Source organism: Carnobacterium jeotgali MS3 (assembly GCF_000745125.1).
GTDB classification, from domain to species: Bacteria; Bacillota; Bacilli; order Lactobacillales; family Carnobacteriaceae; genus Carnobacterium_B; species Carnobacterium_B jeotgali.
On the sequence record NZ_JQNF01000005.1, the window covers coordinates 601,029 to 624,774 of the forward strand.

The 23,746-nt window shown below is 36.1% G+C and carries 40 protein-coding genes and 1 other annotated feature; of the genes, 35 read left to right on the top strand and 5 right to left on the bottom strand.

Going from position 1 to position 23,746, the window contains the following annotated elements:
* The 6 genes from era (at position 1) to BP18_RS05375 (ending at position 7,321) form a co-directional block, all read left to right on the top strand.
* On the top strand, positions 1-900 hold the full coding sequence (gene era, locus BP18_RS05350; RefSeq protein WP_007725225.1) for a GTPase Era: 900 nt from the start codon (positions 1-3) through the stop codon (positions 898-900).
* Positions 901-982: 82 nt separating this feature from the next.
* Positions 983-1,795 carry a DNA repair protein RecO gene (recO, locus tag BP18_RS05355; RefSeq protein ID WP_029277552.1) on the top strand — a complete coding sequence of 271 codons (813 nt, stop codon included), beginning with the start codon at positions 983-985 and terminating at the stop codon, positions 1,793-1,795.
* A gap of 43 nt (positions 1,796-1,838) precedes the next feature.
* Positions 1,839-2,016 (top strand) — a binding site (T-box leader).
* Positions 2,017-2,098: 82 nt separating this feature from the next.
* On the top strand, positions 2,099-3,010 hold the full coding sequence (glyQ, locus tag BP18_RS05360) for a glycine--tRNA ligase subunit alpha (protein ID WP_007725219.1): 912 nt from the start codon (positions 2,099-2,101) through the stop codon (positions 3,008-3,010).
* Between the two features lies 1 nt (position 3,011).
* Positions 3,012-5,096, top strand: a complete 2,085-nt coding sequence (gene glyS / locus BP18_RS05365; protein ID WP_007725216.1) for a glycine--tRNA ligase subunit beta — start codon at positions 3,012-3,014, stop codon at positions 5,094-5,096.
* Between the two features lie 93 nt (positions 5,097-5,189).
* A complete protein-coding gene (locus tag BP18_RS05370; RefSeq protein ID WP_029277550.1) occupies positions 5,190-5,558 on the top strand; it encodes a DUF488 domain-containing protein in 369 nt (122 codons plus the stop codon).
* Positions 5,559-5,605: 47 nt separating this feature from the next.
* Positions 5,606-7,321, top strand: a complete 1,716-nt coding sequence (locus tag BP18_RS05375) for an ABC transporter ATP-binding protein (RefSeq protein WP_029277548.1) — start codon at positions 5,606-5,608, stop codon at positions 7,319-7,321.
* A gap of 91 nt (positions 7,322-7,412) precedes the next feature.
* Here BP18_RS05375 and BP18_RS05380 read toward each other — a convergent pair whose 3' ends face one another.
* From BP18_RS05380 to BP18_RS05400, 5 genes are all read right to left on the bottom strand, one after another.
* Positions 7,413-8,579: a tyrosine-type recombinase/integrase gene (locus tag BP18_RS05380; protein WP_029277545.1), complete on the bottom strand. Its 1,167-nt coding sequence runs from the start codon at positions 8,577-8,579 to the stop codon at positions 7,413-7,415.
* Positions 8,561-8,890: a hypothetical protein gene (locus BP18_RS05385; RefSeq protein WP_029277543.1), complete on the bottom strand. Its 330-nt coding sequence runs from the start codon at positions 8,888-8,890 to the stop codon at positions 8,561-8,563. Before BP18_RS05385 ends, BP18_RS05380 begins: the two co-directional genes overlap by 19 nt.
* Positions 8,891-8,982: 92 nt before the next feature.
* Positions 8,983-9,555: a DUF5067 domain-containing protein gene (locus BP18_RS05390; RefSeq protein ID WP_029277541.1), complete on the bottom strand. Its 573-nt coding sequence runs from the start codon at positions 9,553-9,555 to the stop codon at positions 8,983-8,985.
* Between the two features lie 22 nt (positions 9,556-9,577).
* Positions 9,578-10,009 (bottom strand): ImmA/IrrE family metallo-endopeptidase, encoded by a 432-nt coding sequence (locus BP18_RS05395; protein ID WP_029277540.1) that lies wholly within the window; start codon positions 10,007-10,009, stop codon positions 9,578-9,580.
* Positions 10,010-10,015: 6 nt separating this feature from the next.
* Positions 10,016-10,378, bottom strand: a complete 363-nt coding sequence (locus tag BP18_RS05400) for a helix-turn-helix domain-containing protein (RefSeq protein WP_029277537.1) — start codon at positions 10,376-10,378, stop codon at positions 10,016-10,018.
* 163 nt (positions 10,379-10,541) lie between these two features.
* On the opposite strand from BP18_RS05400, the gene BP18_RS05405 reads away from it, so the two are divergent.
* From BP18_RS05405 to BP18_RS05525, 29 genes are all read left to right on the top strand, one after another.
* On the top strand, positions 10,542-10,751 hold the full coding sequence (locus BP18_RS05405) for a helix-turn-helix transcriptional regulator (RefSeq protein ID WP_029277535.1): 210 nt from the start codon (positions 10,542-10,544) through the stop codon (positions 10,749-10,751).
* A gap of 76 nt (positions 10,752-10,827) precedes the next feature.
* The gene (locus tag BP18_RS05410; protein ID WP_029277533.1) at positions 10,828-11,553 is read left to right on the top strand and encodes an antA/AntB antirepressor family protein; all 726 of its coding nucleotides are present in this window, start codon (positions 10,828-10,830) and stop codon (positions 11,551-11,553) included.
* Positions 11,550-12,071, top strand: a complete 522-nt coding sequence (locus BP18_RS05415) for a hypothetical protein (protein WP_029277532.1) — start codon at positions 11,550-11,552, stop codon at positions 12,069-12,071. The genes BP18_RS05410 and BP18_RS05415 overlap by 4 nt, the downstream gene beginning before the upstream one ends.
* Positions 12,072-12,075: 4 nt before the next feature.
* Entirely contained in the window at positions 12,076-12,303 is a 228-nt protein-coding gene (locus BP18_RS05420; RefSeq protein WP_051669241.1) for a helix-turn-helix domain-containing protein, read from the top strand.
* Positions 12,284-12,412, top strand: coding sequence for a hypothetical protein (locus BP18_RS12920; RefSeq protein ID WP_269319401.1), 129 nt, complete (start codon positions 12,284-12,286; stop codon positions 12,410-12,412). Before BP18_RS05420 ends, BP18_RS12920 begins: the two co-directional genes overlap by 20 nt.
* Positions 12,384-12,653: a hypothetical protein gene (locus BP18_RS05425; RefSeq protein WP_156097220.1), complete on the top strand. Its 270-nt coding sequence runs from the start codon at positions 12,384-12,386 to the stop codon at positions 12,651-12,653. Before BP18_RS12920 ends, BP18_RS05425 begins: the two co-directional genes overlap by 29 nt.
* A gap of 12 nt (positions 12,654-12,665) precedes the next feature.
* Positions 12,666-12,899, top strand: a complete 234-nt coding sequence (locus tag BP18_RS05430) for a hypothetical protein (protein WP_029277529.1) — start codon at positions 12,666-12,668, stop codon at positions 12,897-12,899.
* 58 nt (positions 12,900-12,957) lie between these two features.
* Positions 12,958-13,164, top strand: coding sequence for a hypothetical protein (locus tag BP18_RS05435; protein WP_029277527.1), 207 nt, complete (start codon positions 12,958-12,960; stop codon positions 13,162-13,164).
* Positions 13,151-13,936 carry an ERF family protein gene (locus tag BP18_RS12310; RefSeq protein WP_051669240.1) on the top strand — a complete coding sequence of 262 codons (786 nt, stop codon included), beginning with the start codon at positions 13,151-13,153 and terminating at the stop codon, positions 13,934-13,936. Before BP18_RS05435 ends, BP18_RS12310 begins: the two co-directional genes overlap by 14 nt.
* Complete coding sequence (locus BP18_RS05445; protein ID WP_029277524.1) at positions 13,936-14,847, top strand: DUF1351 domain-containing protein; 912 nt, start codon at positions 13,936-13,938, stop codon at positions 14,845-14,847. Before BP18_RS12310 ends, BP18_RS05445 begins: the two co-directional genes overlap by 1 nt.
* 11 nt (positions 14,848-14,858) lie before the next feature.
* On the top strand, positions 14,859-15,563 hold the full coding sequence (locus BP18_RS12315; RefSeq protein WP_051669239.1) for a putative HNHc nuclease: 705 nt from the start codon (positions 14,859-14,861) through the stop codon (positions 15,561-15,563).
* Positions 15,556-16,524: a phage replisome organizer N-terminal domain-containing protein gene (locus BP18_RS05455; RefSeq protein ID WP_029277521.1), complete on the top strand. Its 969-nt coding sequence runs from the start codon at positions 15,556-15,558 to the stop codon at positions 16,522-16,524. The genes BP18_RS12315 and BP18_RS05455 overlap by 8 nt, the downstream gene beginning before the upstream one ends.
* Positions 16,525-16,782, top strand: a complete 258-nt coding sequence (locus BP18_RS12320; protein ID WP_051669238.1) for a hypothetical protein — start codon at positions 16,525-16,527, stop codon at positions 16,780-16,782.
* Entirely contained in the window at positions 16,766-16,978 is a 213-nt protein-coding gene (locus tag BP18_RS05460; RefSeq protein WP_051669237.1) for a hypothetical protein, read from the top strand. The genes BP18_RS12320 and BP18_RS05460 overlap by 17 nt, the downstream gene beginning before the upstream one ends.
* Positions 16,975-17,334, top strand: a complete 360-nt coding sequence (locus BP18_RS05465) for a hypothetical protein (RefSeq protein ID WP_029277519.1) — start codon at positions 16,975-16,977, stop codon at positions 17,332-17,334. The genes BP18_RS05460 and BP18_RS05465 overlap by 4 nt, the downstream gene beginning before the upstream one ends.
* A gap of 22 nt (positions 17,335-17,356) precedes the next feature.
* A complete protein-coding gene (locus BP18_RS12565) occupies positions 17,357-17,524 on the top strand; it encodes a hypothetical protein (protein WP_155860419.1) in 168 nt (55 codons plus the stop codon).
* 2 nt (positions 17,525-17,526) lie between these two features.
* Positions 17,527-17,922, top strand: coding sequence for a hypothetical protein (locus BP18_RS05470; protein ID WP_029277517.1), 396 nt, complete (start codon positions 17,527-17,529; stop codon positions 17,920-17,922).
* A 227-nt stretch (positions 17,923-18,149) separates the two neighbouring features.
* On the top strand, positions 18,150-18,332 hold the full coding sequence (locus tag BP18_RS05475) for a hypothetical protein (RefSeq protein ID WP_029277515.1): 183 nt from the start codon (positions 18,150-18,152) through the stop codon (positions 18,330-18,332).
* Positions 18,329-18,562 (top strand): hypothetical protein, encoded by a 234-nt coding sequence (locus BP18_RS05480; protein ID WP_029277513.1) that lies wholly within the window; start codon positions 18,329-18,331, stop codon positions 18,560-18,562. The genes BP18_RS05475 and BP18_RS05480 overlap by 4 nt, the downstream gene beginning before the upstream one ends.
* A 12-nt stretch (positions 18,563-18,574) precedes the next feature.
* Positions 18,575-19,534, top strand: a complete 960-nt coding sequence (locus tag BP18_RS05485) for a DNA cytosine methyltransferase (RefSeq protein ID WP_029277511.1) — start codon at positions 18,575-18,577, stop codon at positions 19,532-19,534.
* A gap of 2 nt (positions 19,535-19,536) precedes the next feature.
* Complete coding sequence (locus BP18_RS05490) at positions 19,537-19,716, top strand: hypothetical protein (RefSeq protein WP_029277510.1); 180 nt, start codon at positions 19,537-19,539, stop codon at positions 19,714-19,716.
* A 10-nt stretch (positions 19,717-19,726) separates the two neighbouring features.
* Positions 19,727-19,936, top strand: coding sequence for a hypothetical protein (locus BP18_RS05495; RefSeq protein ID WP_029277509.1), 210 nt, complete (start codon positions 19,727-19,729; stop codon positions 19,934-19,936).
* On the top strand, positions 19,933-20,367 hold the full coding sequence (gene ssb / locus BP18_RS05500; RefSeq protein WP_029277505.1) for a single-stranded DNA-binding protein: 435 nt from the start codon (positions 19,933-19,935) through the stop codon (positions 20,365-20,367). Before BP18_RS05495 ends, ssb begins: the two co-directional genes overlap by 4 nt.
* A 12-nt stretch (positions 20,368-20,379) precedes the next feature.
* Positions 20,380-20,523, top strand: a complete 144-nt coding sequence (locus BP18_RS12570) for a hypothetical protein (protein ID WP_155860418.1) — start codon at positions 20,380-20,382, stop codon at positions 20,521-20,523.
* 20 nt (positions 20,524-20,543) lie between these two features.
* Complete coding sequence (locus BP18_RS12705) at positions 20,544-20,735, top strand: XtrA/YqaO family protein (protein ID WP_029277503.1); 192 nt, start codon at positions 20,544-20,546, stop codon at positions 20,733-20,735.
* Between the two features lie 97 nt (positions 20,736-20,832).
* Positions 20,833-21,387, top strand: coding sequence for a sigma factor-like helix-turn-helix DNA-binding protein (locus BP18_RS05510; protein ID WP_029277501.1), 555 nt, complete (start codon positions 20,833-20,835; stop codon positions 21,385-21,387).
* A gap of 57 nt (positions 21,388-21,444) precedes the next feature.
* Positions 21,445-22,233: a terminase small subunit gene (locus tag BP18_RS05515; RefSeq protein WP_051669236.1), complete on the top strand. Its 789-nt coding sequence runs from the start codon at positions 21,445-21,447 to the stop codon at positions 22,231-22,233.
* Positions 22,223-23,530, top strand: coding sequence for a PBSX family phage terminase large subunit (locus tag BP18_RS05520; RefSeq protein WP_197050079.1), 1,308 nt, complete (start codon positions 22,223-22,225; stop codon positions 23,528-23,530). The genes BP18_RS05515 and BP18_RS05520 overlap by 11 nt, the downstream gene beginning before the upstream one ends.
* Before the next feature lie 11 nt (positions 23,531-23,541).
* Positions 23,542-23,742 carry a hypothetical protein gene (locus BP18_RS05525; RefSeq protein ID WP_029277497.1) on the top strand — a complete coding sequence of 67 codons (201 nt, stop codon included), beginning with the start codon at positions 23,542-23,544 and terminating at the stop codon, positions 23,740-23,742.
* The last annotated feature ends 4 nt before the right edge of the window (positions 23,743-23,746 follow it).

Here is a 23,746-nt window from a genome sequence, read left to right on the forward strand (position 1 = left end):
ATGAATGAGCACAAATCAGGTTTTGTTTCTATTGTTGGTCGTCCAAACGTCGGTAAATCAACTTTATTAAATAGAATTGTAGGACAAAAAATAGCAATCATGAGTGATAAAGCTCAAACAACAAGAAATAAAATTCAAGGTATTTACACTACACCAGAATCACAAATTGTGTTTATCGATACCCCAGGGATTCACAAACCAAAACACCGTCTTGGGGACTTTATGGTAGACTCAGCGTTTAGTGCTTTTAGAGAAGTGGATGTTATTTTGTTCATGGTAAATATTGCAGAAAAACGTGGCCCAGGAGATAACTTTATCATGGAAAGATTAAAAACAGTAAAAAGTCCTGTATTTTTAGTGCTGAATAAAATTGATAAAATCCATCCTGACCAGTTGTTGCCAATTATTGAGGATTACCGTTCATTAGTCGATTTTGAACAAGTTATTCCAATTTCTGCTGCAGATGGCAATAACGTAGAAACATTATTATCAGAAGTAACGAAATATTTGCCTGAAGGACCTCAATTCTATCCAGATGATCAAGTAACCGATCACCCAGAATATTTTATCGTTTCTGAATTGATTCGAGAAAAAGTTCTTGAACTAACAAGAGAAGAAGTACCTCACTCTGTAGCTGTAGTCGTTGAGAGTATGCAACGAAATGAATTGGGTAAAGTCCAAGTTCATGCAGCAATCATTGTTGAACGTTCTAGCCAAAAAGGAATTATCATTGGCAAAGGCGGTAAAATGTTAAAAGACATCGGTATCCGCGCTAGAAGAGATATTGAAGTGTTATTAGGCGATAAAATTTACTTAGATCTTTGGGTAAAAGTTCAAAAAGACTGGCGTGATCGTCAAACGAATTTGCAAGATTACGGTTACCGCAAAGATGATTACTAAAAAGGATTAATCGATTTAAAAAACAAACCATATTTTTTGGTTTGTTTTTTTAAATGAAGAGCATATCATAGGAGGATTCTATATGGCTCAAATAGAAGAGGTAGAGGGCATTGTATTATCGGTGCGCAATCATCGCGAAAACGATCAATTGGTCAAATTGTTTACGAGCCGCTTTGGCAAAAGAATGTTTTTCGTTAAAGGAACCCGAAAGCAAAAAAATAAACTTAAAACAGCGGTATTGCCTTTTACGAAAGCAACATACATCGCTGATATTCGAGATACTGGACTGTGCTTTATACGTGATGCAAAAGAAGTAGATCAGTATAAGAGTATGCAAACAGATATTTTTTTGAATGCCTATGCGACGTATATTTTAAATTTAGCGGATGCAGCTTTAGATGACGGTATCGTAGATGGAGCATTGTTTCATAAAATTGATCGCTGTTTAACTGAAATTGATGAAGAAACGGATCCTGAAATAGTTGTCAATATATTTGAAGTGCAGATTCTGCCATACTTTGGGGTTTCTCCTGAATTGAGAGGTTGTCGTGTATGTGGGGAGACTGAGGGACCGTTTGACTATTCAGGCAGTTATGGCGGTTTACTGTGTCAAAGTCATTGGCATTTAGACCGTTACCGTTACCATTCAAGTCAAAGAGCTATTCATTTTGTGCGGTTATTTTCGGTCGTTTCATTAGATCAATTAGGCTCTATTACCGTTAAAGAAGAAACAAAACGAGAAATTCGGACGTTGATTGACTTGATTTATGATGAATCTGTCGGAATTAAGCTGAAAAGTAAAAAATTTATTGATCAGATGCATACGTGGGGAAATCTCTTAGTCGATAAAAGAGTCCCTCCTAATGAAACAACCGGCGAGAATGAAAAGAAATGATTGACAAACGTTCTTGTTGCAAGCTATGATAGTAACAACTGAATAACCGGCGTTGAAAGAAAAAAGTAAAAATTTCACTCTAAATGAGCGAGTTTGGGATAGTGTAAGCCAAATATAGAGGAAGTTTTGAAAGGCATTCTGGAGCTGTTAAAAAAAAGAGATGCTAGTTTTTTAATAAACTAGAATTAGGGTGGAACCGCGATTGTATTATCGTCCCTATGCTGATAGTTGTCAGCATAGGGACTTTTTTGCGTTATTTTTTAGTTAACGAGTAAAATGTGAAATGAAAAGGAGAATGCGATAATGAAAGAAAACAGTCTAACGTTTCAGGAAATTATTTTAACATTACAAAATTATTGGTCAGATCAAGGATGCCTGTTGCTTCAAGCTTATGACACAGAAAAAGGGGCCGGTACGATGAGCCCGTATACATTCTTACGTGCTATTGGACCTGAACCATGGAATGCGGCATATGTAGAACCTTCAAGACGTCCAGCAGATGGTCGTTATGGTGAAAACCCAAACCGTTTATTCCAACACCACCAATTTCAAGTGGTTATGAAGCCATCACCTGATAATATTCAAGAACTGTATTTAGGAAGTCTTCGTTTATTAGGAATTGATCCTTTAGAACATGATATTCGTTTCGTTGAAGACAACTGGGAAAATCCATCAATGGGTTGTGCTGGTTTAGGCTGGGAAGTTTGGCTTGATGGAATGGAAATCACTCAGTTTACGTACTTCCAACAAGTTGGAGGATTAGAATGCAATCCTGTAACTAGTGAAATTACTTATGGATTAGAACGTTTAGCTTCATACATTCAAGACGTAGACAGCGTCTATGATATTCAATGGACTAAAGGCGTAAAATACGGTGAGATCTTTATTCAACCTGAATATGAGCATTCAAAATACGCATTTGAAAATAGCAATCAAGAGTTGCTTTTGATGTTGTTTAATGAATATGAAAAAGAAGCTCTCGTTCAAATTGAAGCTGGTCTGGTTCATCCTGCTTACGATTATGTTTTAAAATGTAGCCACACTTTCAATTTGTTAGATGCAAGAGGAGCAGTATCGGTTACAGAACGTGCGGGTTACTTAGCGCGCATTCGTAATATGGCTCGTTCGATTGCAAAAGCTTTTGTCACAGAACGTGAAAAATTAGGCTTCCCTTTGCTTCAAGATCAATCAATCGAAACTAAGGAGGCAAACTAATATGACAAAAAACCTATTACTCGAAATTGGGTTAGAAGAAATTCCAGCGCACATCGTTACCCCAAGTAGCCAACAATTAGTGCAAAAAATAACAGCCTTTTTAAAAGAAAACCGCTTAGAACATGGAGAAGTGATTCCTTTTTCAACTCCAAGACGATTAGCGGTTATTGTCAAAGATATTGCTGAAAAACAAGAAGATGTTCAAGAATCTGTTAAAGGGCCCGCTCAAAAAATTGCACAAGATGCTGAAGGCAATTGGAGTAAAGCCGCTATTGGATTTGCCCGTGGTCAAGGGGCAACAACAGATGATATCTACTTTAAATCAATTAAAGACGTTGATTACGTTTATGTAGATAAATTTATTTCTGGAAAAACCGTTAATGAAATTTTGGTTGGCTTAGATAAAGTAATCACTTCACTGACGTTCCCTGTAAGCATGCATTGGGCAGACCATACATTTAAATACATCCGTCCATTCCACTGGTTAACAGCGATGTTAGATGACGAAGTGATTCCTTTTGAATTACTGGATATCCAAACAGCGAACACATCACGTGGCCACCGCTTTTTGGGACATGATGTAACGTTTGCTGATGCTTTAGCATACGAAGAAACCTTAGAAAGTGTCTTTGTGATTGCGGACAGTACAAAACGTAAACAAATGATCGTTAATCAAATTGAAGAGCTTGTCAAAGCAAATCAATGGTCTGTTTCGATGGATGAAGAATTGCTAGAAGAAGTTAACAACTTAATCGAATACCCAACGGCCTTTTATGGTTCATTTGATCAAAAATACTTGAATCTGCCAGAAGAAGTTTTGATCACTTCAATGAAAGACCACCAACGTTACTTTGGGGTAAGAGATAGTGAAGGAGCTGTTTTACCTTACTTTATTTCTGTTCGTAATGGAAATGCTAATCACATTGAAACCGTTGCTAGAGGAAACGAAAAAGTATTAACGGCTCGTTTGGATGATGGTCAATTTTTCTTTGAAGAAGACCAAAAATTAACAATTGCTGCTTGTGTCGAACGCTTAAAACAAGTAACATTCCATGAAAAAATTGGTTCTATTTATGAAAAAATGAATCGAGTGCAAGCTATTGCGCAACTTATTGGAAAACAAGTTGGCTTAAACGAAACGGAATTAACTGATCTGAAACGTGCTTCTGAAATTTATAAATTTGATTTGGTAACGAATATGGTTGGTGAGTTTCCTGAGTTACAAGGAATCATGGGTGAGAAGTATGCTTTGACGCAAGGAGAAACGCCAGCAGTAGCTGCAGCTATTAGAGAACACTACATGCCGGTATCCAGTGAGGGAGAACTGCCAAAAACATCTGTAGGGGCTGTTTTAGCGATTGCAGATAAATTGGAAAGTGTCTTAAGTTTCTTTGCGGTTGGAATGACTCCAACTGGATCAAATGATCCTTATGCCTTGAGACGCCAAACGTATGGTATTGTCCGCATCATTGAATCAAAAAATTGGAATTTCCCAATGGAATCTTTGAAAGAGGCTATTTTATCGACTTCGGTTATCGCACAAAGCGCTTTATTCGAAGGGTACAAGTCGAGTACAGCTGAAGTTGTTGACTTCATCAAAGCTCGTATCCGTCAATTATTATTGGCAGAAAGTATCCGTCATGATGTCATTGATGCGGCTTTGAATTCCCGCCAAGAAGATTTACTTAAATTAGTAGAAGCTGGACGTATTATCAATAGTCATTTATCAGATACTATTTTTAAACCGACAATCGAAGCTTTAACTCGTGTAGTAAATCTAGCAAATAAAGGTGAAGCGATGCTTGATCAAGACCAACTTTCAGTTGACCCGGCTTTATTTGAAACAAATTCTGAACAAGAATTGTATGAAGCATTTGTAGAAATTGAAAAAACAGTCAATAATGAAAATAGCAAACAAAGTTACACTTCTTTTGAACAGTTGCAACCCTTGATTGAAGCCTTTTTCAATGAAAATATGGTGATGGCTGATAATCAAGCTGTTCGGAATAATAGACTAGCTTTACTAATGAAAATTTCTAGTTTTGTATTATCTTTTGCAAGTGTAGACAAATTGGTTGTTAAGTAATTCCTAGCAAATTTGTTTACTTTAAACCCTATTAAGGATAGAATTTTCCTTAATAGGGTTTAATTTTTTAGCCTGTTAATAGGGGGATTAGAAATGTCTAGTTATCGACTAAATATGAAAAGAGTCTATGAGAAAGCTGAAAAAGAAGATGGTTACCGTATTTTAGTAGATCGAATGTGGCCCAGAGGAGTGTCAAAAGAAAACGCCAGTATCGATGACTGGGTAAAAGAGATTACGCCAACGACGGCCATTCGTAAAGAGTTTAATCATCAACCACAAAAGTTTGAGTGGTTTAAAAAAGTTTATTTGGCTGAATTAGAATCAAATCCTGATACAAAAAGTTTTGTTAAACAAGTTTTTGAACAATTAAAGCGCACCCCGGTCACCTTTGTTTATGCAGCAAAAGATGAACAATTCAATCATGTGGTGGTTTTAATGGAGTTTGCTCAAAATCAAAAATAGACTTAATGTTTTGGTTGGAAAATAAATAAACTCGTTTGGAGGATAATATGTTAAAACGTTTTTTTAGTTATTATAAGCCGTATAAAAAGTTATTTATACTGGATTTTGGATGTGCGATACTAGCAGCCATTTTAGAGTTGTCTTTCCCAGTTGTGGTTAATCGAGTAATCGATGATTTATTGCCTTCGGAAAATTGGACATTGATTGTAACGGTTTCGTTATCCTTACTATTTTTGTATATCGTGAACACTTCTTTGCAGTATGTTGTCGTTTATTTTGGACACAAACTGGGAGTGAATATTGAAACAGATATGCGCCGTGAATTGTATGGGCATTTGCAAGAGCAACCGTTTAGTTATTACGACAATCAAAAAACGGGCAAATTAATGACGCGCCTGACGAACGACTTATTTGAAATATCAGAAGTTGCTCACCATGGTCCAGAAGATGTGTTTATCACGTTCATTACGTTAGGTGGAGCTTTTTTATTGATGTTGAATGTTCATGTTCAGCTTGCTTTAGCAACGTTTGTGATGATTCCTTTTATCACGATTGCATTAGTATTTTTTAATAAACGAATGACTAAAATCAATACAAAAATTTTTAATGATTTAGGCGAATTTAGTGCGGGCATCGAAGCTTCCGTCAGTGGAATACGCGTTGTTCAAGCTTTCGCTAATGAAGAACATGAAGCCGGGAAATTTGAAGTTTTAAACCAAGCTTATCGAAAATCAAAAATCCTTTTCTATAAAATGATGGCAATCAGCTCTTCGTATAATTATTTGTTGATCCGTTTGATTAATTTATTTGCGTTATTTTTTGGTGCTTATTATACGATTCAAGGCGAAATTAGTTACGGAGATTTTGTAGGTTTTATCTTATTGTCTAATATTTTTGTTCGACCAATCGAAAAAGTAAATACGATGATTGAAAGTTACCCTAAAGGAATTGCAGGATTCAAGCGTTTAACAGAAGAACTTGACAAAGAGCCTGCTATTCAAGATAAGGAAAATGCAATTGAAGTAGAACGTTTAGAAGGAAATATTGACTATAAGCATGTTTCTTTTTGGTATGATTCATCAAAAAAAGTTTTGGATGGTATTGATCTATCCATTCGAACGGGCGAAACCGTGGCTTTTGTTGGACCGAGTGGTGCAGGTAAAACGACAATCTGTAACTTACTGCCTCGATTCTATGAAGTTAATGCAGGTGAAGTAACCATTGATGGAATCAATATTCAAGATATGACTATGCAGTCATTACGAGAGCAAGTTGGTGTAGTTCAACAAGATGTTTATCTTTTCCCGGGAAGTATCAAAGAAAATGTTGCTTACGGAAAATTGGATGCAAGTGAGGAAGAAATACAAGAAGCCGTGCGGTTGGCTCATTTAGAGAAAGTTGTGAACGATATGCCAGAAGGTTTAAACACCATTATTGGTGAAAGAGGCGTTAAGTTGTCTGGTGGACAAAAACAACGCTTGTCTATTGCGCGTATGTTCTTGAAAAATCCGCCCATTCTGATTTTAGATGAAGCGACTTCAGCTTTAGATACTGAAACAGAACAAGTAATTCAAGAATCGCTCAATTCGTTAGCTGAAGGTCGGACAACGTTAATCATTGCCCATCGATTAGCAACCATTAAACATGCGACGCGTATTGTTGTGGTAACGGAAGAGGGAATCGCTGAACAAGGCAGTCACGAGAAATTGCTAGCAAATGACGGACCGTATAAAAAATTGTATGAAGCACAATTTAGCCAATAACACTTAAAACCATTGATATAAAAGCATTTACAGTGCTATATATCAATGGTTTTTTTACGTTCAGGGCAGATAAAGGGCATAAACTGTTTTTTTACTTAAATAAAACATCAAAAGTAGCGGAGGCACTTTGATCCATTTCGTCTTGAACGTGAGTGTAGACATTCATAGAAGTTTTAATGTCGCTATGACCTAAACGCTCTTGGATAACTTTAATGTTTACATTTTGCGAGAGCAACCAAGTAGCATTAGTATGCCTCAAATCATGGAATCGTATGTGCCTTAAATTATTTCTTTTTAAAAATCGTTTCCACATCCTTGTAATTCCATCAGCTAACTTAGCATCTCCATTAGCATTACAAAATAAAAATTCTCGTTTCGGTTTTATAGAGACCGCTAATAAATCACTTCTACGTTTATCGTCGAATAATTTAATTTTAGTTATTAAGTCCCCTGGAACTGAAACTACTTTTGCAACACCGGTCTTAGTAGTATGATGTAGTGTTGCACCTTTGCCAGCTTCGTCAATGATCATTTGTTCGAAAGTGATGGTGTTGTTTCTGGAATCGATATGTTTACTTTCTAAAGCAGCTATTTCACCTCTTCGAGCGCCGGTTACTAATGCGATTAATACAATTAGTTGTAATTCCTCGCGTTCTCCGTCTAATGCGTTGATCAGAAGAGTTATCTCTTTAACGTTGTAATACCCTATTTTATTGCTATCTAGAGTTCTTTTTTTTGCAAGATTAACTTTATCTATCGGGTTGTCTTTTAAAAACTGGTAGTCTGTAGCGAATTTAAAGACGGACTTAATAGCAGAAAACCGCCTATTTTGGCTAGACCTAGAAAGGGGTTGTTTGTTGCCATCGAATCTAGTTAGATCATCTACAATTTTTTTAATGTGAATAGGTTTAATCTCGTTCATTTTTTTATATCCTATAGTAGGCATAAAATAATACTCTAACACTTCCTTATAACCAGTTGCAGTATGATAACTGTATTCTTTTTTAGCGTAGTTAGGATACCATTCTTTGTAAATAAAATCCTCGAATCTCATATTTGTATATGATTGATAATTATCTTTTTCTAAATAATTGATAAAATCTATCAGCATTTTTTCAGCTTTCTTATCACTTTTGGCAATAACCGTTTTGCTTTTACGAATAGGATTTCCGTTGCCGTTGTATCCAACAGTAACGCGAAGCCTGTATTTATCTTTATCTATAGCTTCTATAGATCCATTCAGTCTCCGTTTTCCCATGTCTTCACATCCTTGTAACTTAATTTTGCATGCAGCTGCTGCTTTTCTTCATTGATCCACATATCTACGACGTCGGTTAAACCGACATCAGGATAAATCGTGCCGACATCTCGTAATTGTTCCCAAACTTCATCACTAATGTCTTTGTCGTCGTACCTGGATAAAGAGAGGTGGATGTAGTCCTTGAAGTAATAGACGAATAAACTATACTCCATGTCGATATCCATTGACCTCACACGTACTGAACCAGTATTAACCGTAGCTTGACGACAGAAATCCGATTCTAGCGTAGATAAGTCTTTAATGATCATGTTATTTCCTCCAATAATCGTAGTTTGTACCATTGGTATGCGAATGTATGTTCTTTTTGTATTAAAAAGAAAAGGCTGTTAAGCCTAATCTTTTATTTAACTTCAAAATTTACTGTTCCCATTTCTTCGCCCGTAATCATATCTTCTGCAGTTAAAGTAACAGGAGTAACATCATCGTCTAATTCATAAGCTACAGCATTAGAAACCGTTCCGTCTTTTTTGATGATTTCCATTTGAGAATCTAAGAAAGCATCATCTGGAAGTGATGCCATATTTAATTCGTTTATACTATCTGCATTATTATCTTGGAAAGCTCTAAACGCAAAAATCCAAGCAGTTGAAGGGTCTAATTCTTCATCAGATAAGTTAGTTGTTTCATACCAAAATGCAATGACTGGTTTTTCTCCGTATTCGTTACCAGCTTCTCCAACAGGAATAATTCTTGTTTCCGTTATCTTGATTTTCATATCTGGTGTAACTAATTCATTATCTTTAAAGGTTGAACCTGCATTACTTGATTCTGATTCAACTACGCTGCTTTCTTCTGTCGAAACCGCTACTTGAGAAGTTGATTCTTTTTCTGGTGCCGCAGCTTCCTCAGAACTACAAGCTCCTAATACCAAACCGCAAACTCCTAATGCTACTAATAATTTAACTTTCTTCATATGTATTTCCTCCTAGTGTTTTTTAATCAATATATGTTTCTAAGATATCTTTAGGTATACCGTATAAATTGTAGAGTTCATCGTATGAGCTAGGGTACAACCCGTATTCTTCAACGTATCTATTCGCTAGCAAGTTAACCGCAAATTTATTTGCTTCTGTTTCTAGCTTTCCTCTTGAAAAAGAGTTTTGTATGTAATAACCCGACAACTCCGAATGCATTAATGCGTGGTAAAGTTCGTGAGCCATTACAAAGTATCTCTCATTGCTATCTGCCAATTCGTTATTGATTAAAATAATTTTTTGATCGTGAATAACAACGTATTGACCAGAAGGGCTTTTTAAAAAAGACTCATACCTAATTTCGATATTGCAACTTTCAGCGATTTCAAAAGGGTCTAAAGTATTGTATTTAGTATAAATATTTTTTATTGAATCGTTAAAAAGGTTTGTCATATGAAATCACTTCTTTTTAATTTTTTCTAATTTTTCCCAGAAGATGCCGGTAAGTATATCTTTAACTCGTTGTTTTTCTTCTTCTGTCAAATTTTCGCCACCGTAAGCCATATTAACGTTCGAATCTAACATTTTATATAAATCTAAGATATCCGATTGATTAGCCCATCTAGGAACGTCTCTTCCTAAAAGGTAATCAATTGAGACGTTAAATAATTCTGCTATTTCTATCAGCGTATCGTTATCTGGTTCTCTATTGCCTTGTTCGTACATCGCATAAGTTGTTCTGCCTATACCAAGTTTTTTTGCAACTTCCTCTTGGTTAAGACCTGTTTCAGCTCTTAAATCTCTTAATCTTCCTATATTCATATTTAAAACTCCTTATTCGGTATATGCAAATTATAGTACACAATACGTGTAAAAACAGTTAATTTAAAACAATTTCACGAAACGTGTAAATAATAGTTGACGATACACGAAATGTGTACTACTATGTAATTACACACAACGTGACATTAGGAGGTGACAGGAAATGAGAGAATGGTTGAAAGAAATTCGCTTGAATGAAAATTTAACTCAAGGTGAATTTGCTGACAAACTTCATATAGCCCGTACCACTTACGCTATGTATGAACAAGGTGAACGTACACCGTCAGTTGCAAACGCTAAGAAAATGGCAGAGGAATTAGACATCGATTGGACTATTTTTTTTACGAACAAGGTTCACGAAACGTGTAGTTAATTATCTTACTAAGTTAATTATATAACGTAATCAATCGTATCAAAATACAGGTTAATACGGAAATGGAGGACTTTGAATGAACGGATTAATTAAAACGCACGAAAGTGAAACGGGAGAGATCCTTATCAACGGAAAAGAGCTTCATGAATTTTTAGAAGTAGGTACGCCTTATAAAAGATGGTTTGAAAGAATGGTCGATTACGGTTTTGAAGAAAACACAGACTTTATTGCAGTTGGTCAAAAAAGTCCAATCGCGAATGGTGGGTTTCAAACTATAACTAATCATCATGTGAAACTGGATATGGCAAAAGAAATTAGTATGATCCAACGAACTGACAAAGGAAAAGAAGCTAGACGTCACTTTTTAGAAATCGAACGAAAGTGGAATAGTCCTGAAATGGTTATGAAACGAGCTTTAGAGTTTGCGGATAAACGAGTTAAGCAATTAGAAATTGAACAAGAACAAAATAAACCATATACAAACTTTGGTTTAATCGTTTCTAACTCAGATGGAGCAATAAACATTGGTGAGTTTTGCAAGAATATTTTCGATAAACACGGGATCAATATTGGTAGAAATAAAATGTTTAAGTGGTTACGTGATAAAGGTTACCTAATTAATACAGGTAGAGAAAAGAACAATCCCAAACAAAAATATATTGAACAAGGATTATTCAAATCAATGCCGGTAATCATAGCTAGAAGTGCTGGAAACGTTCAAGATTCAACAACTTTAATTACTGGAAAAGGGCAAATTAAACTAACTGAAAAACTACTAAACGAAATGGAAGTGAAGAAATGACATCTATCAACGTAAGCGCAGAATTAAAGCAAGCAGCAACAAGACAGAATGTAACTCAATTATTACTAGCTAGAAAGACTTTTAAAGCACATACGACAGTGAGTGGGTACTTCAATAAAGAAGAAACACCGTTAGATGCAATACAAGACTTATCAAATGTGCTGCAAGATTCAACTTTCACACACCAAATGGCCCACAAAACTTACGGTACTTTACCAGTTATGGAATCTGAAACGTATCACGAAACACCACATGTATTAGAAATGCTTTCTGTTAAGGAATCAAACGAGCGTCAAACACGAAAAAATGAAGCTCTTATGATTCTTTGCAAGCAAGATGAGTATTTAACTGAACAAGATAAAGCGGAGCTTAGAGCTTATGTAAATGAGTTTTTAGATGAAATGTTAATCGAAATGAAATTAATATTATCCATTCTCAGCAAAACAGGCGTTTCATTCATGCAAGCGGTCAAAGACAGAACACCTTATTGGATCGTTCAAAAATATTTGAAAGGATGATTGCATGCCAACGAAAGTATTATTCGTTAAACCAAAACAAGCGTTAAACGCAGAAGAAGCTTGTGCGTTTCTCCAAATCAGTAAACCAACGCTTTACAAATACGCACGAATCGGAGTTATACCGGGTAGAAAAATTGGTACAGAATGGCGGTTCAGTAAAGCAGCGTTAGAAAAATGGCTATCAGAATTTGAAAACGAAAGAGGTGGGAAACATGAAAATAATCATTACTGAGGAGTTTAAAGAAAAAGTAAAAACGTTCATTGCTGGCGCGTTGATTATCGGATTTATTCTTTTGTTAGCTGGAATTGCTGGTGGAATTGAAATGGGAACAATTGGATAGAAAGGGTGATTTTGTGGCTAATTTAAGGAGAAAAAAAGCACATATAGATACTAAAAAAATGTGTAGGGTTTGTAACGCAAAGAAAGCAGATTGGGTAGTTACTGGTCAAGGGTATGAAGGAAGTTATTGTACTGATTGTTTAAAAATTGTGTCTAGTAAATTTAAGGAAGAAAGGTACAAAACACAAATAGAATCGCAATCAGAAGCAGAGTGGTCAATAGGTAAAAGATACAACCTATAAGGAGTGAACTAGATGGTAGAAGAACTATTCAAACAACTAGCTTGGAAATGCCAACTCAATGGATTTCATTTCAACTCTCAACCTCCTGGAATAATCAATATATTTTCTATTGAGGACAACGATTACACAATCATTTCAAGAGGATACATTGCTAATTACCGATGGGAAACGCCAGAGGAAGTATTAGAAAGAATGAACGAAGAAGTGGATTTGCGCATAAAAAAGACCGACAAGGCAGCCACCTAGTCAGTCAGTTGAGAAATAAAAGTTAACCCTATTATATCAGTATTTAGGAGGAAAGTCTATGCCAGTAGAAGTTAGGACAGACAAAATTAAAGATAAGCACGGCGCTTGTTTAGAAATCGAAGAATACACCCACAAAGGTGAAAAACGTGTACAGGTATCAACTGCAGGTTTTGAGAATGAAACAGAAACAGTTGATTTGAGTAAAAAAGATTGGATTGAGTTTCTGAAAGAACAACTAGGAGGAACATACAATGAAAACAAGTGAAAAGATTGACGAGTTAGCAGCAGCTTTAGCCGGTTTCCAAAAGATCGTTGGTAGTCCTAAAAAAAGCGCTGAAAATCCAGCATTTAAACGCGAAGGTAAAACTCTTAAATACGCTGATTTAGATGCCATTATCAAAGTTATAACACCAGCACTAAGCGAAAACGGATTATCACAAATGCAATTTACTAGTTCTGATATTGAAACGAAAACGGTCACTGTTAACACAATGTTGCTACACAGTTCTGGACAGTTCATGACAAGTGATGATCTAATCCTACCAGCTGAGAATTTTGGTAAATTCAACGCTCAAACAATTGGTTCATCTATCACCTATGGCAGACGTTATAGCTTATCAGCAATGTTAGGAATCGCCAGTGAAGATGATGACGATGCCAATACACAAAGCTTGGCAGATAACAAAAACGGTAAAGAAGCACCTATTAATAAGCCTCAACCAACGAACAGCGATAACGATTTCTTTAAAAATAAAAAAGAAGTTGAGGATCGCATTCGTGCAGTAGCTGCTAAAACAGGCAGTACCTTTGAAACGCTTAAAAAATACGTTATAGACAAGTCTAACGAACAAATGCATAAAGAGTTCAAGGATTTCAATTCAAGCAACCTACCTTCTTCAATGGGGTATGTGAAGGTATTGGAAACCAAAGCAAACAATCAACCAGAAGTGAATAACAAACCAGAAGCAAAACAAGGTGCAATCTTAGACGGTATGACAAGTCAGCCGACACAAACAGTTGATTGGGGGAATAAATAATGGCAAATGAATTAATGGAAACAGGTGAAGTAGAATTTTTCGGAGTTGACTTCACTCCTTCTAAAATTGTAATCAACAACGAAGATGAACTGACTAAAACGATCGAGGACTATGCAGCTAAGTATAAAGGACTTGTTGTTAACGAAGAAGATGTAAATGACGCTAAAAAGGTACGTGCTGAAATGCGTGGTGTTGCTAAATCGCTAGATGATAAACGTAAAGAGGTTAAGAAAGAATACAACAAGCCTTTAGCACTATTCGAGAAACGAATTAAGAAGTTAACTGAAACAATTCAAGAAGTAATTACTCCAATTGACGAAGGAATCAAGAACTTAGAAGAACGCGAAAGATTATCCAAGCAAAATGAAATTGAAACACAGGTAAATAAGTTGTTAGAAGAACAATCTGATTACGTTAAAGAATCATTCTTGCACAACCCTAAATGGTTAAATAAGACGGTTGCAATGAAAAAAGTTGCAGAAGAAGTTGCAGAACAAATCAAGTTGCTGCAGAAAGAAGAACAACAAATCAAAGCAAATGAGGACATCATCACCAACTATTGCAAAGCAGTCAAAGTTGAGCCACAAGGTTGGTTGAGCGTGTTAAAAAATGGCAATTCAGCGCCAGAAGTTATGAAGATGATTGATAAGTCGCTAGCGGATGCAAAAGAGCGTGAACAAGCTGAAATCGACCGTAAGCAACGCGAAGAAGAGTTAGCAAGAATCAAACAAGATAGCTACGTTGAGTTAAGTGTAGAAAGCGTACAAGAAACACCATACGAACCAGATTTCACGGATTTAGAAGAACCAGAAGTACAGACGTATCATTTAGAAGTTACTGGAACAATCGATCAGTTAAGCGCGTTAAACAGCTTCATGGTAGATAACGGAATAAAGGTTAAATCAGTTTAGGAAGTGAGCAAATGGAATTTGTCGGAAAGCTTGAATCGTATTCTGGTAACAAGATGATAATCGACATCCCGAGCGGTTTTGATATGGATGAAATCGTTCGGAAAAGTAAGCAAGGTGAGTTGGTTGTTGATTTCTACGAGAAAGACACGATAACAGACTTGCAACGCAATCACTATTGGGCATTAGTTGGAGATATAGAAGAGTATACAGGCTACACAGCAGACGTGATTGATTCATATTTAAGAGTTCAGTTTATGAAGTTAATCAGCTTAGAAGAGTATCCAAGTTTGAAACGTAACCAGATGAAAAAAACGGTCGCTAGCGAGCTTTTAGAATACGTTATCGACTTATGTATCGTCAATGATATTCCATTCCGCAAACAGCAGTTTTACTTAACTATCAATACTAGCAAGATGCTATATGCATTGACATTAAAAAGGCTTTGTTGGGTTTGTGGTAAGCCTTATTCAGACATTCATCATACAAATGGATCAACTGTAGGTATGGGAAATGATAGAACGAAAGTTAATCATGTTGGAAGAGGAGCTATGTGTTTATGTAGAGAACACCATACAGAAATGCATTCCATGACTGAAATAGATTTTTTTAATAAATACCACATATTGCCAATAAAATTGAATGAAGAAGCAGTTATAACTTTAGGATTAATGACTAAAAAAAGAGTTGAAGAAATGGAGGCAATCGAAATTGGCTGACAACAAGAAATATTACTATATCAAATTAAAAGAAAATTTCTTTGAAACAGAGGAAATGATTGTTTTAGAAAGCATGCCAGACGGCTACAAGTATTCAAATATATTGCTGAAAATGTATCTGAAAAGCTTGAAGCACGACGGTAAGGTGATGTTAAACGAACGCATACCTTACAACTCAGATATGTTGGCAAGTGTTACCAGACACAGCGTTGGTGATGTTGAGAAATCGATTAAGATTTTTAGAGAATTAGGGTTAATAGAAACATTTGATAACGGGACTATCTTTATCTCTGATATACAAACATTTATTGGTAAATCGAGCACAGAAGCAGAACGTAAAAAGCAGTATAGAGAACGTATAAAAGCTGAAAATTTAGCACTTGGACAAATGTCCGGACAAACGTCGGACGTTAGTACACCAGAGATAGAGTTAGAGAAAGAGATAGAGTTAGATATAGAGCTAGAGAAAGAGATAGATAATACAGCTAGCTATTCAAATAAAAGAAATCAGCAACTAATAAAAGAGTTAAAAGAATCGTCGTCGTCAAATTTGTTCAAATTTTATGAAGATAACGGTTTTGGAACCCTGTCATCTATTGTTGTTCAATCAGTAGATGGTTGGTTGGATGATATTACAGATACAGGAACTGAAGTCGAAGAAGCTGAAAAAGTCGTATTAAAAGCAATGACTATTGCGGTATTTAATAACGCTAGAAATTGGAACTACGTTAATAAGATACTGATTAATTGGGAGCAAAAAGGATTGAATACAGTCGCTAGCATAGACGCTGCAGAAAAAGCGCGTGAAAAAAATAAGAATAAAGGTTTTAAACAGCAACCTATCAGAAAAGAAACTTTACCAGATTGGGCTAAAAGTGATTACCAAGAGTCACAAAAAGAAACAAGTAGTTGGACAGCAGATAAAGAAGCAGAATTCCAAAAACTAGCTAGAGGTGAGTAGATGAATAATTGGGCCAAGAGTATTATGGCTTATCCGTTACCAGACAGATTTCCGAATAGTTACATTGAAGTGATCAAAGATGAAGTTAGGGATCATGTTGAAAATGGCGGGAAAGTTACCGACGAAAGAACGTCAAAATTATTTTTGAAGCTATGCAGATTTGTAGATACTTTTCTCCACCAAGATATTGATTGGACGAAACAACCTAACGATTACTTAGAAGAAATTGGAGGTGCGAGCTATGACAATTATTCTTGAGGAACGCAAATTCATTTGGGAAGACGCGGAGCTGAGAGAGTTCCGCGAAATGTGGGAGCAAGGCGATAGCGTGAATAAGATGGCTAAGCGTTTTAGATGTAAGGAGATTGATATTGCGATGTTGGTACTGGACCAAGCGGAGAAAAAGCTGATTAGGTCGAGACCTGCAGGATTGATTGGAGGAGTAAACCAATGAAATACGAATTAGGCGACAAAGTACTAATCAAAAAGCATTGGCAACGTAAAGGAGCTACTGAACAGTTAAAACTCCAAGGTATATCAAACCTCGAAAAACATCTAATGTCTGATGATATGGCTGGTGGATATGTCCAAATTGACAAGTATAAGAAAGAATCAATCAGAGAAATTGGTTATATATGTGGAATTAGGGAATTTAAAACTAGTTATAAATTGGAATATATCTTTGAAGAACCTTATGTAAAAGACGGCATTCAACAAATGGATTATCAAACAGAAAAAGTTTATTTAGTAGCAACTAGAATGAACGGATTAAGACGTGTCAGTTTTGAAGATATTGAATACATGAATTAAAAATCGTATGGGAGTCTAATATATGACCACAGTAAAAGTCAAACTAACCGAAGATTGCGAAACAACGATCATGAAGCTTATCACGTCACAATTAATCCTGGCTGACATGGTTGGACCAGAACAGAAGAAGGAAGTTTTGAAGGAATTAGGGCATTTAGGGATAACGATAGTTGATAAGGGGGAGAAGTAGAGATGGATCGATTAAGTTACAGACAATCGTTGTGGCCTATGACAGACGAACAAGTAGAAAAAGAGTACAACGAAAAAAGCGATTGGAAAAATATGGATGATTTAGAATTATTCCGCGAAGTTGAATCTGAGCACGGAAAACGCAAATACAGGCAAGAACAGAAAATGAACAGAAAAAAAGAGGAAGAACGAGTAGGTGTTTTGGTTTTAGAATATGACAAGATATTGAAAAAATGGTTAAAACAAGGCGTTAAAAAGATAAACGGTGCTTATAAATATAATGGAAGAACGATGTACTGGAATGTTTCTAGCAAACATATAGATGAAATTATCGTGAAACTTAGAGAAGAAGATGAAAAATTCCAAATTATAAAACTAACGGAGGAACAATCTAAATGAAAAAACTACTAAAAGCAACACTTATCACATTAATTGCAGTATTTGCATTACTTGGAGCGAGTCAACGCTAAAACGCAGGAAAATAAAGCCTTAAAGAAAGAGAACGACAAGTTAAAGGAAACATCTACTAACGAAGCAAACAAGCTTAAACAGGCTGAAATGGATATGTCAGACGTAGACCAGAAGTCTAAAGATGTGCTGAATAAGTTGAGATAGGGGTGAAGTAAGTGACTAAAACATTCGCAGTATATAAAGGATATGAAATACTCGCAGAAGGCACAGCTAAACAGTGTGCAGAAAAGTTAAACGTAAAAGTAGAGACGATTTGGTATTACAAGAGCGCTACTTATCAGAAGAAGGGTAGCGGTAAAAATAGACGGATTGCTATTGAATTGGAGGAAGCTAAATGAATGAACGTTACCATTTTTACCGTTGCACAGACCCAAAAAATGCTCCGCCTTACGCATTCATAGACTACAGTAACGGTTTAGTCGGCTATCCGAACAAACTAGCACAGGCGGTATCGAATTATGCAGGAGCCTATTATCTAGGATTTATGACAGAAAAAGAAGTGTTGAATAGGCCGAAAAGCGGGAGACGACCAGCTAAGTTGGTTAAAACTAGAGCTAATAGATCTTAGGGGGATTAAATTGTGATCAAAATACTTGAATTGTTTGGAGGGATTGGGGCACCTAGAAAAGCGTTAATCAATCTAGGTGTGGAGCATAAATCAATCGATTATGTGGAATGGAATGAGAAAGCGGTTCGTAGTTATAACGCGATGTTTGATAATCGGTACAAACCAGAATCCGTTGTTGGGTACAACTTAAAACCTGATATCTTGGTCCACGGCTCTCCTTGTCAAGATTTCAGTATTGCTGGAAAACAATACGGTGGAAATGTAGAGGATGGTACAAGATCCAGTCTAATGTTTGAAACAATAAAAATTATCGAAAATTTAGGAAATTGGAAGCCTAAAGTCGTTGTTTGGGAAAATGTGAAAAATACTTTATCTAAAAAGATGTCTAGTGCTTTTAATTTATATTTAACAGATTTGGAAAGATTAGGTTATACAAATTCTTATAAAGTTTTGGATGCGCGAGAGTTTGGAATACCTCAAGCTAGAGAAAGGTTGTTTACTGTATCTGTTCTAAACGGAGAGTGGTTTAATTTCGATTTGTTAGAAAGAAAACCTATGAGATCAATAGATGAGTTTTTAGTAAAGGAATTTAGCGATAAACATCTTATTACTCAACCTAGTATGTTAAGTAAATTGCCTGGTAAAAAAGTTTCTGGAACATATGGCGGAAGAATGTTGACGGAAATAAAAGAATATACATGGACAATCACGACTAAACAAATGAGATCTCCTAATAGTGGTGTGATAAGAGTTGAAGGTAATAAATTTAGATATTTAACTGAGCTTGAATGTTGGCGGTTAATGGGGTTTGATGATATAGACTTTGAAAGAGCGCTGAAGGAACATCCTGGTCAAATGAATAAACTTAATGGAACTCTTTATCATCAAGCGGGAAACAGCATAGTAGTAGATGTTTTAGAGGCTATTTTTAAATCAATTATAAGTAATCATTTAAACGTTAAGGAGGACTAACCATGAAACTATCAACCGAAAAAAAAGCTGATAATGCGAAAGATTACGACTTAAGCAAGGTTAAGAACCCCGAATTAGTAAGTTTCATGAACGACTTGCTGAAAGTGAATGAGCGGATAAAGATGGAGGAATCAGTGAAAGACATAGCATCTCATTATGGCGGAACTAATCCGAATGACTAGGAGTGGAGAAATGAAACTAACAGTAGATTTAAATAAAGTAGAAAATAAGGTATTAAATATTGTTGAAATTGCTGACGAAGATATCAAAGAAGCATTGAAAGAGTCTTTAGAAGAAATGAATACAGAAGAAATGGTAACTGCGTTTGAGGACAATCTAGCTTTAGGTTTAGTTCAAGGGTTAATGAAAACTTACAGTAAGGATGTGAAATTTAAAAAATGATAAACAATATTGTACTTACAGGAAGATTAACAAAGGATGCTGATTTAAGATATACGCCAGCAGGAAAAGCAGTAGCAACATTCAATTTAGCAGTCAATAGACAGTTTGCGAACGCTAAAGGAGAACATGAAGCAGATTTCCCTAATGTAGTTATATGGGGCAAGTCAGCTGAGACTTTAGCTAACTTTACTCGTAAAGGAACGTTGATAGGTATCACAGGGCGTATTCAAACACGTTCATACGATAATCAGCAAGGGCAGCGAGTATATGTAACGGAAGTGGTAGCTGAAAGTTTTACATTCTTAGAAAAGAAAGCAGACAATGTGCAATCTAACGGTTCATCTCATAACCAATCAAGTAACGAGCAAAGAGATCCATTTGAAAAGAACGGTCAACCAATTGATATTCAAGATGATGATTTACCATTCTAAGGAGCTGACAAGATGAAGAAGACGAATGATAAAATAGGTTATGCAATCGGAACAGCATTTGCAATGTGTGCAGCAGTATTGGTATCTCTTTTAATACTAGGAGCAATTGCTATCGCAGTGATCAAAATATGGACATTCTTCTTTCAATTACTCTAGAAATATTAGGCGGTGAATAAGTGGAATTTAGGCAAATATACCCCGACGAAATAGCGACATTACAAGGAAAACATGGTATAATAGTACTATCAAATGGCACAAGTTATTTTAAAGAATTACCGGATTTCGGCAAGACGAACATAACACTAACGAACGCTGATGGAAAAGTTATGTACATCGAAGAAGAGACGAAGGTAAAGACTAAATTATAATTGAATAAGCTGACTAGACATACTAGAGGCAATGATTAATTCCTAGAAATAGGTTTAATTGTTGCCTCTTTTTTTGCGTTTAAAGGGGGAGTGAGAAGTGAAGTACACCTATGACATTGCAAATGAATACCGAGAAGATTTGAAACGATTAAACAAAGAGAAGTTTAGTAGAGATCGAGAGAGAGCGTTTCTAAAAGAAATAGAATATTTATCAATGGACCAACTGCAGCGATTGACAGATTTAGAAGCAGACATTAGCCAGATTAGCGGAATGATATCAAGTACAGAATACGCATTGTTTTGGATTGAGAGTGGACATGAACGGATGGCGGGTGAGAAACGACCTATCACGAACCAGAGCAAGAAGAAGCGCACTCAATTGTGGGGGAATATAGAACATAGCAAATATCTATCGTATGAAGCGCCTAGAGAGTTAGAAAGAGAAGAGTTGCAACTAATAGATGATGTGATGAGAGAGCTGTCAGAAGTCGAGAGAGTGGCATATATCTCCATTTACGGTAAGTGCAATACTTATGCAGAGACAGCTGAATACATGAACGTGCCAAGAAGTACCGTGCAGCGTTATATAGAGAGAGCCAAGAAGAAGATAGATCATGAGTTACTCTATGGAGCGCAACTACAATTGGTTTAGCGTACAAAAACTACTAACAAGTGAAGGAGACTTTAATAAGGTAGGTGGTGACTAGATGTGATTTGGGAAGAGATACGTAAGGAATATGAAACAAGCGATATTACGATGAAGGATTTAGCAGAGAAGCATAATGCTAAGTTAGGTACGTTAAAGAGTAGAGCAAGTAGAGAGAAATGGTTAAGCAACCCTAAGAAGAAAGTTGCAACCAAAAAGGCAACCGAACGTAAAAAGGTTGCAACCAAAAAAGCTGAAAAGATTATCGAAAGCAATAGTGAGTTAAAGGGATGGGAAATTGAATTCTGTTATGAATATATAAAGAGTTGGAATGCCACTAAGTCCTACATGAAAGTAAGAGATACCACTTATAACACAGCTCGAACAGAAGGTAACAAACTACTTACAAAGCCTTGCATTATCAAGGCAATCAAAGATATCAAGAAAGAAACAGATACAGAACTGCTGATTAGTGTTGAAGATATCAAAAGAGAATACTTTAAACAGTCATTTGCTGATGTAACAGATTTCGTAGAGTACGGAGCAAATGAAATACAGGTTCACGATAAGCATGGCAATCCGTTAATGAACACTAATGGCGAGCTAGTCACTTACAAGGATTCGTACGTTAACTTTAAGGATATGAGTGAAATAGATGGCAGGCTAATCAAAGAAGTACGAATGGGTAAAGATGGTCCAGTGATTCAGTTGTACGATAAACAGAAAGCTATGCAAGAGTTACTTAAGCTAATGGCTGGTGGAGACGATGAAAACACTGGTGTAGTATTCGTTGACAATGAAGAAGCAATGAATCAATACATGGCCGAACATGGTGAAGCTTATGCCGATTAAAGTTAACGATCCATTCAAGAAGCTAAACCCTAAATTTTATCCGGTTTGGATTACAAAGAAGTCTGACATCATTCTAACGGGTGGTCGTTCAAGCACGAAGTCTTCTGTAGTCAGTCAAAAGCTTGTAGAAAAGAAGATGCGCTATCCAATGGGGAATGCGGTTATCTTGAGGCAGGTTGCAAATACGTTGCGTAAATCAGTCTATTCTCAAATATCATGGGCCTTGCACGATGCAGGAGTTGCAAATCAATTTATATTTAAAGCTAATCCAATGGAGATTATTCATAAAAAATGGGGAACGGGTTTCCATTTTAGTGGAGCTGATGATCCAGAGAAACTAAAGTCATTAATTATTCCAGTTGGTTACGTTCAAGATTTATGGTTTGAAGAAGCAAACTCTTTCGATGGAGAAAAAGCTTTAGATACTATTCAAGATACCTTTATCCGTAAGGTGTTGCCAGATGGTCGAGAAATGCAGACGTGGTACTCATGGAACCCAGAACGCAACCCGTATCATTGGAGTAATGAATTTGCTAAGAAGCATAAGAATAATGAAAGTTACCTAGTCCATCATTCAACTTACATGGATGATATTCGAGGATATAATTCGAAACAAATCCTTAATAAGATTGAGAACTACAAAAAGAATGATATCGATTATTGGCGATGGATGTATAAAGGTGAAGTTATTGGAATGGGCGACAACGTTTATAATGCCGATTTATTCCATCTAATAGACGAGTTACCAGAAGATGAGCATTTATATGGATTGTACTTTGCAACAGATACTGGGCACATGGTATCAGCTACAGCGACGATTGCGGTTGGTATCACTAACAAACAAAACATCGTGATATTAGATACTGATTACTATTCGCCAAAAGGTAAAACGCACAAGAAGCCTCCAAGTGAAATGACAAAAGACTTATATGATTTCTACGAAAAAGTAAGAAAAAAATACAATGTGCCTATTTACCAGAAAACAATTGATTCTGCCGAGGGTGGGATTCGTAACCAATATTTCAACGATTACGGTGAACATATCCATGCAGTAGCAAAAAGTAAGAAGGTAGACATGATTGACTACGTCCATGATTTATTGGCACAAGGTCGCGTTTATGTAATGAACATACTAAGCAATAAAATATTCATGGATGAACACAAGAAATACCAGTGGGATCAAAAGACGTTGCAACCAGGAAGAGAACCGGAAGTTATCAAAGACGATGACCATACGTGCGACTGCTTCCAATATTTCGTTAAAGACAATTTGAGACAATTAGGACTTAAATTTTAGGAGGGTTGGATATGAAAATTGAAACGATGTTTTCGAATGTACCAAAAGAGTTTGGAATTAATCTTCAACCAAAAGAAATTTGTATTTATTGCAACGGAACTGGTCAACTGAAGCAAATGGAAAGAGTTTCTTATTTTAATGGTGGAGGTATTTCGAAAGACAGTAAACAAACAGTTCCTTGTAATGTGTGCAACGGAACAGGTGGGCGGTGATTAA

Coding starts and splice junctions, on each gene's coding strand:
- era (WP_007725225.1), top strand. CDS start 1: ATGAATGAGCACAAATCAGGTTTTGTTTCTATTGTTGGTCGTCCAAAC.
- recO (WP_029277552.1), top strand. CDS start 983: ATGGCTCAAATAGAAGAGGTAGAGGGCATTGTATTATCGGTGCGCAAT.
- glyQ (WP_007725219.1), top strand. CDS start 2,099: ATGAAAGAAAACAGTCTAACGTTTCAGGAAATTATTTTAACATTACAA.
- glyS (WP_007725216.1), top strand. CDS start 3,012: ATGACAAAAAACCTATTACTCGAAATTGGGTTAGAAGAAATTCCAGCG.
- BP18_RS05370 (WP_029277550.1), top strand. CDS start 5,190: ATGTCTAGTTATCGACTAAATATGAAAAGAGTCTATGAGAAAGCTGAA.
- BP18_RS05375 (WP_029277548.1), top strand. CDS start 5,606: ATGTTAAAACGTTTTTTTAGTTATTATAAGCCGTATAAAAAGTTATTT.
- BP18_RS05380 (WP_029277545.1), bottom strand. CDS start 8,579: ATGGGAAAACGGAGACTGAATGGATCTATAGAAGCTATAGATAAAGAT.
- BP18_RS05385 (WP_029277543.1), bottom strand. CDS start 8,890: ATGATCATTAAAGACTTATCTACGCTAGAATCGGATTTCTGTCGTCAA.
- BP18_RS05390 (WP_029277541.1), bottom strand. CDS start 9,555: ATGAAGAAAGTTAAATTATTAGTAGCATTAGGAGTTTGCGGTTTGGTA.
- BP18_RS05395 (WP_029277540.1), bottom strand. CDS start 10,009: ATGACAAACCTTTTTAACGATTCAATAAAAAATATTTATACTAAATAC.
- BP18_RS05400 (WP_029277537.1), bottom strand. CDS start 10,378: ATGAATATAGGAAGATTAAGAGATTTAAGAGCTGAAACAGGTCTTAAC.
- BP18_RS05405 (WP_029277535.1), top strand. CDS start 10,542: ATGAGAGAATGGTTGAAAGAAATTCGCTTGAATGAAAATTTAACTCAA.
- BP18_RS05410 (WP_029277533.1), top strand. CDS start 10,828: ATGAACGGATTAATTAAAACGCACGAAAGTGAAACGGGAGAGATCCTT.
- BP18_RS05415 (WP_029277532.1), top strand. CDS start 11,550: ATGACATCTATCAACGTAAGCGCAGAATTAAAGCAAGCAGCAACAAGA.
- BP18_RS05420 (WP_051669241.1), top strand. CDS start 12,076: ATGCCAACGAAAGTATTATTCGTTAAACCAAAACAAGCGTTAAACGCA.
- BP18_RS12920 (WP_269319401.1), top strand. CDS start 12,284: ATGAAAATAATCATTACTGAGGAGTTTAAAGAAAAAGTAAAAACGTTC.
- BP18_RS05430 (WP_029277529.1), top strand. CDS start 12,666: ATGGTAGAAGAACTATTCAAACAACTAGCTTGGAAATGCCAACTCAAT.
- BP18_RS05435 (WP_029277527.1), top strand. CDS start 12,958: ATGCCAGTAGAAGTTAGGACAGACAAAATTAAAGATAAGCACGGCGCT.
- BP18_RS12310 (WP_051669240.1), top strand. CDS start 13,151: ATGAAAACAAGTGAAAAGATTGACGAGTTAGCAGCAGCTTTAGCCGGT.
- BP18_RS05445 (WP_029277524.1), top strand. CDS start 13,936: ATGGCAAATGAATTAATGGAAACAGGTGAAGTAGAATTTTTCGGAGTT.
- BP18_RS12315 (WP_051669239.1), top strand. CDS start 14,859: ATGGAATTTGTCGGAAAGCTTGAATCGTATTCTGGTAACAAGATGATA.
- BP18_RS12320 (WP_051669238.1), top strand. CDS start 16,525: ATGAATAATTGGGCCAAGAGTATTATGGCTTATCCGTTACCAGACAGA.
- BP18_RS05460 (WP_051669237.1), top strand. CDS start 16,766: ATGACAATTATTCTTGAGGAACGCAAATTCATTTGGGAAGACGCGGAG.
- BP18_RS05465 (WP_029277519.1), top strand. CDS start 16,975: ATGAAATACGAATTAGGCGACAAAGTACTAATCAAAAAGCATTGGCAA.
- BP18_RS12565 (WP_155860419.1), top strand. CDS start 17,357: ATGACCACAGTAAAAGTCAAACTAACCGAAGATTGCGAAACAACGATC.
- BP18_RS05470 (WP_029277517.1), top strand. CDS start 17,527: ATGGATCGATTAAGTTACAGACAATCGTTGTGGCCTATGACAGACGAA.
- BP18_RS05480 (WP_029277513.1), top strand. CDS start 18,329: ATGAATGAACGTTACCATTTTTACCGTTGCACAGACCCAAAAAATGCT.
- BP18_RS05490 (WP_029277510.1), top strand. CDS start 19,537: ATGAAACTATCAACCGAAAAAAAAGCTGATAATGCGAAAGATTACGAC.
- BP18_RS05495 (WP_029277509.1), top strand. CDS start 19,727: ATGAAACTAACAGTAGATTTAAATAAAGTAGAAAATAAGGTATTAAAT.
- ssb (WP_029277505.1), top strand. CDS start 19,933: ATGATAAACAATATTGTACTTACAGGAAGATTAACAAAGGATGCTGAT.
- BP18_RS12570 (WP_155860418.1), top strand. CDS start 20,380: ATGAAGAAGACGAATGATAAAATAGGTTATGCAATCGGAACAGCATTT.
- BP18_RS05520 (WP_197050079.1), top strand. CDS start 22,223: ATGCCGATTAAAGTTAACGATCCATTCAAGAAGCTAAACCCTAAATTT.
- BP18_RS05525 (WP_029277497.1), top strand. CDS start 23,542: ATGAAAATTGAAACGATGTTTTCGAATGTACCAAAAGAGTTTGGAATT.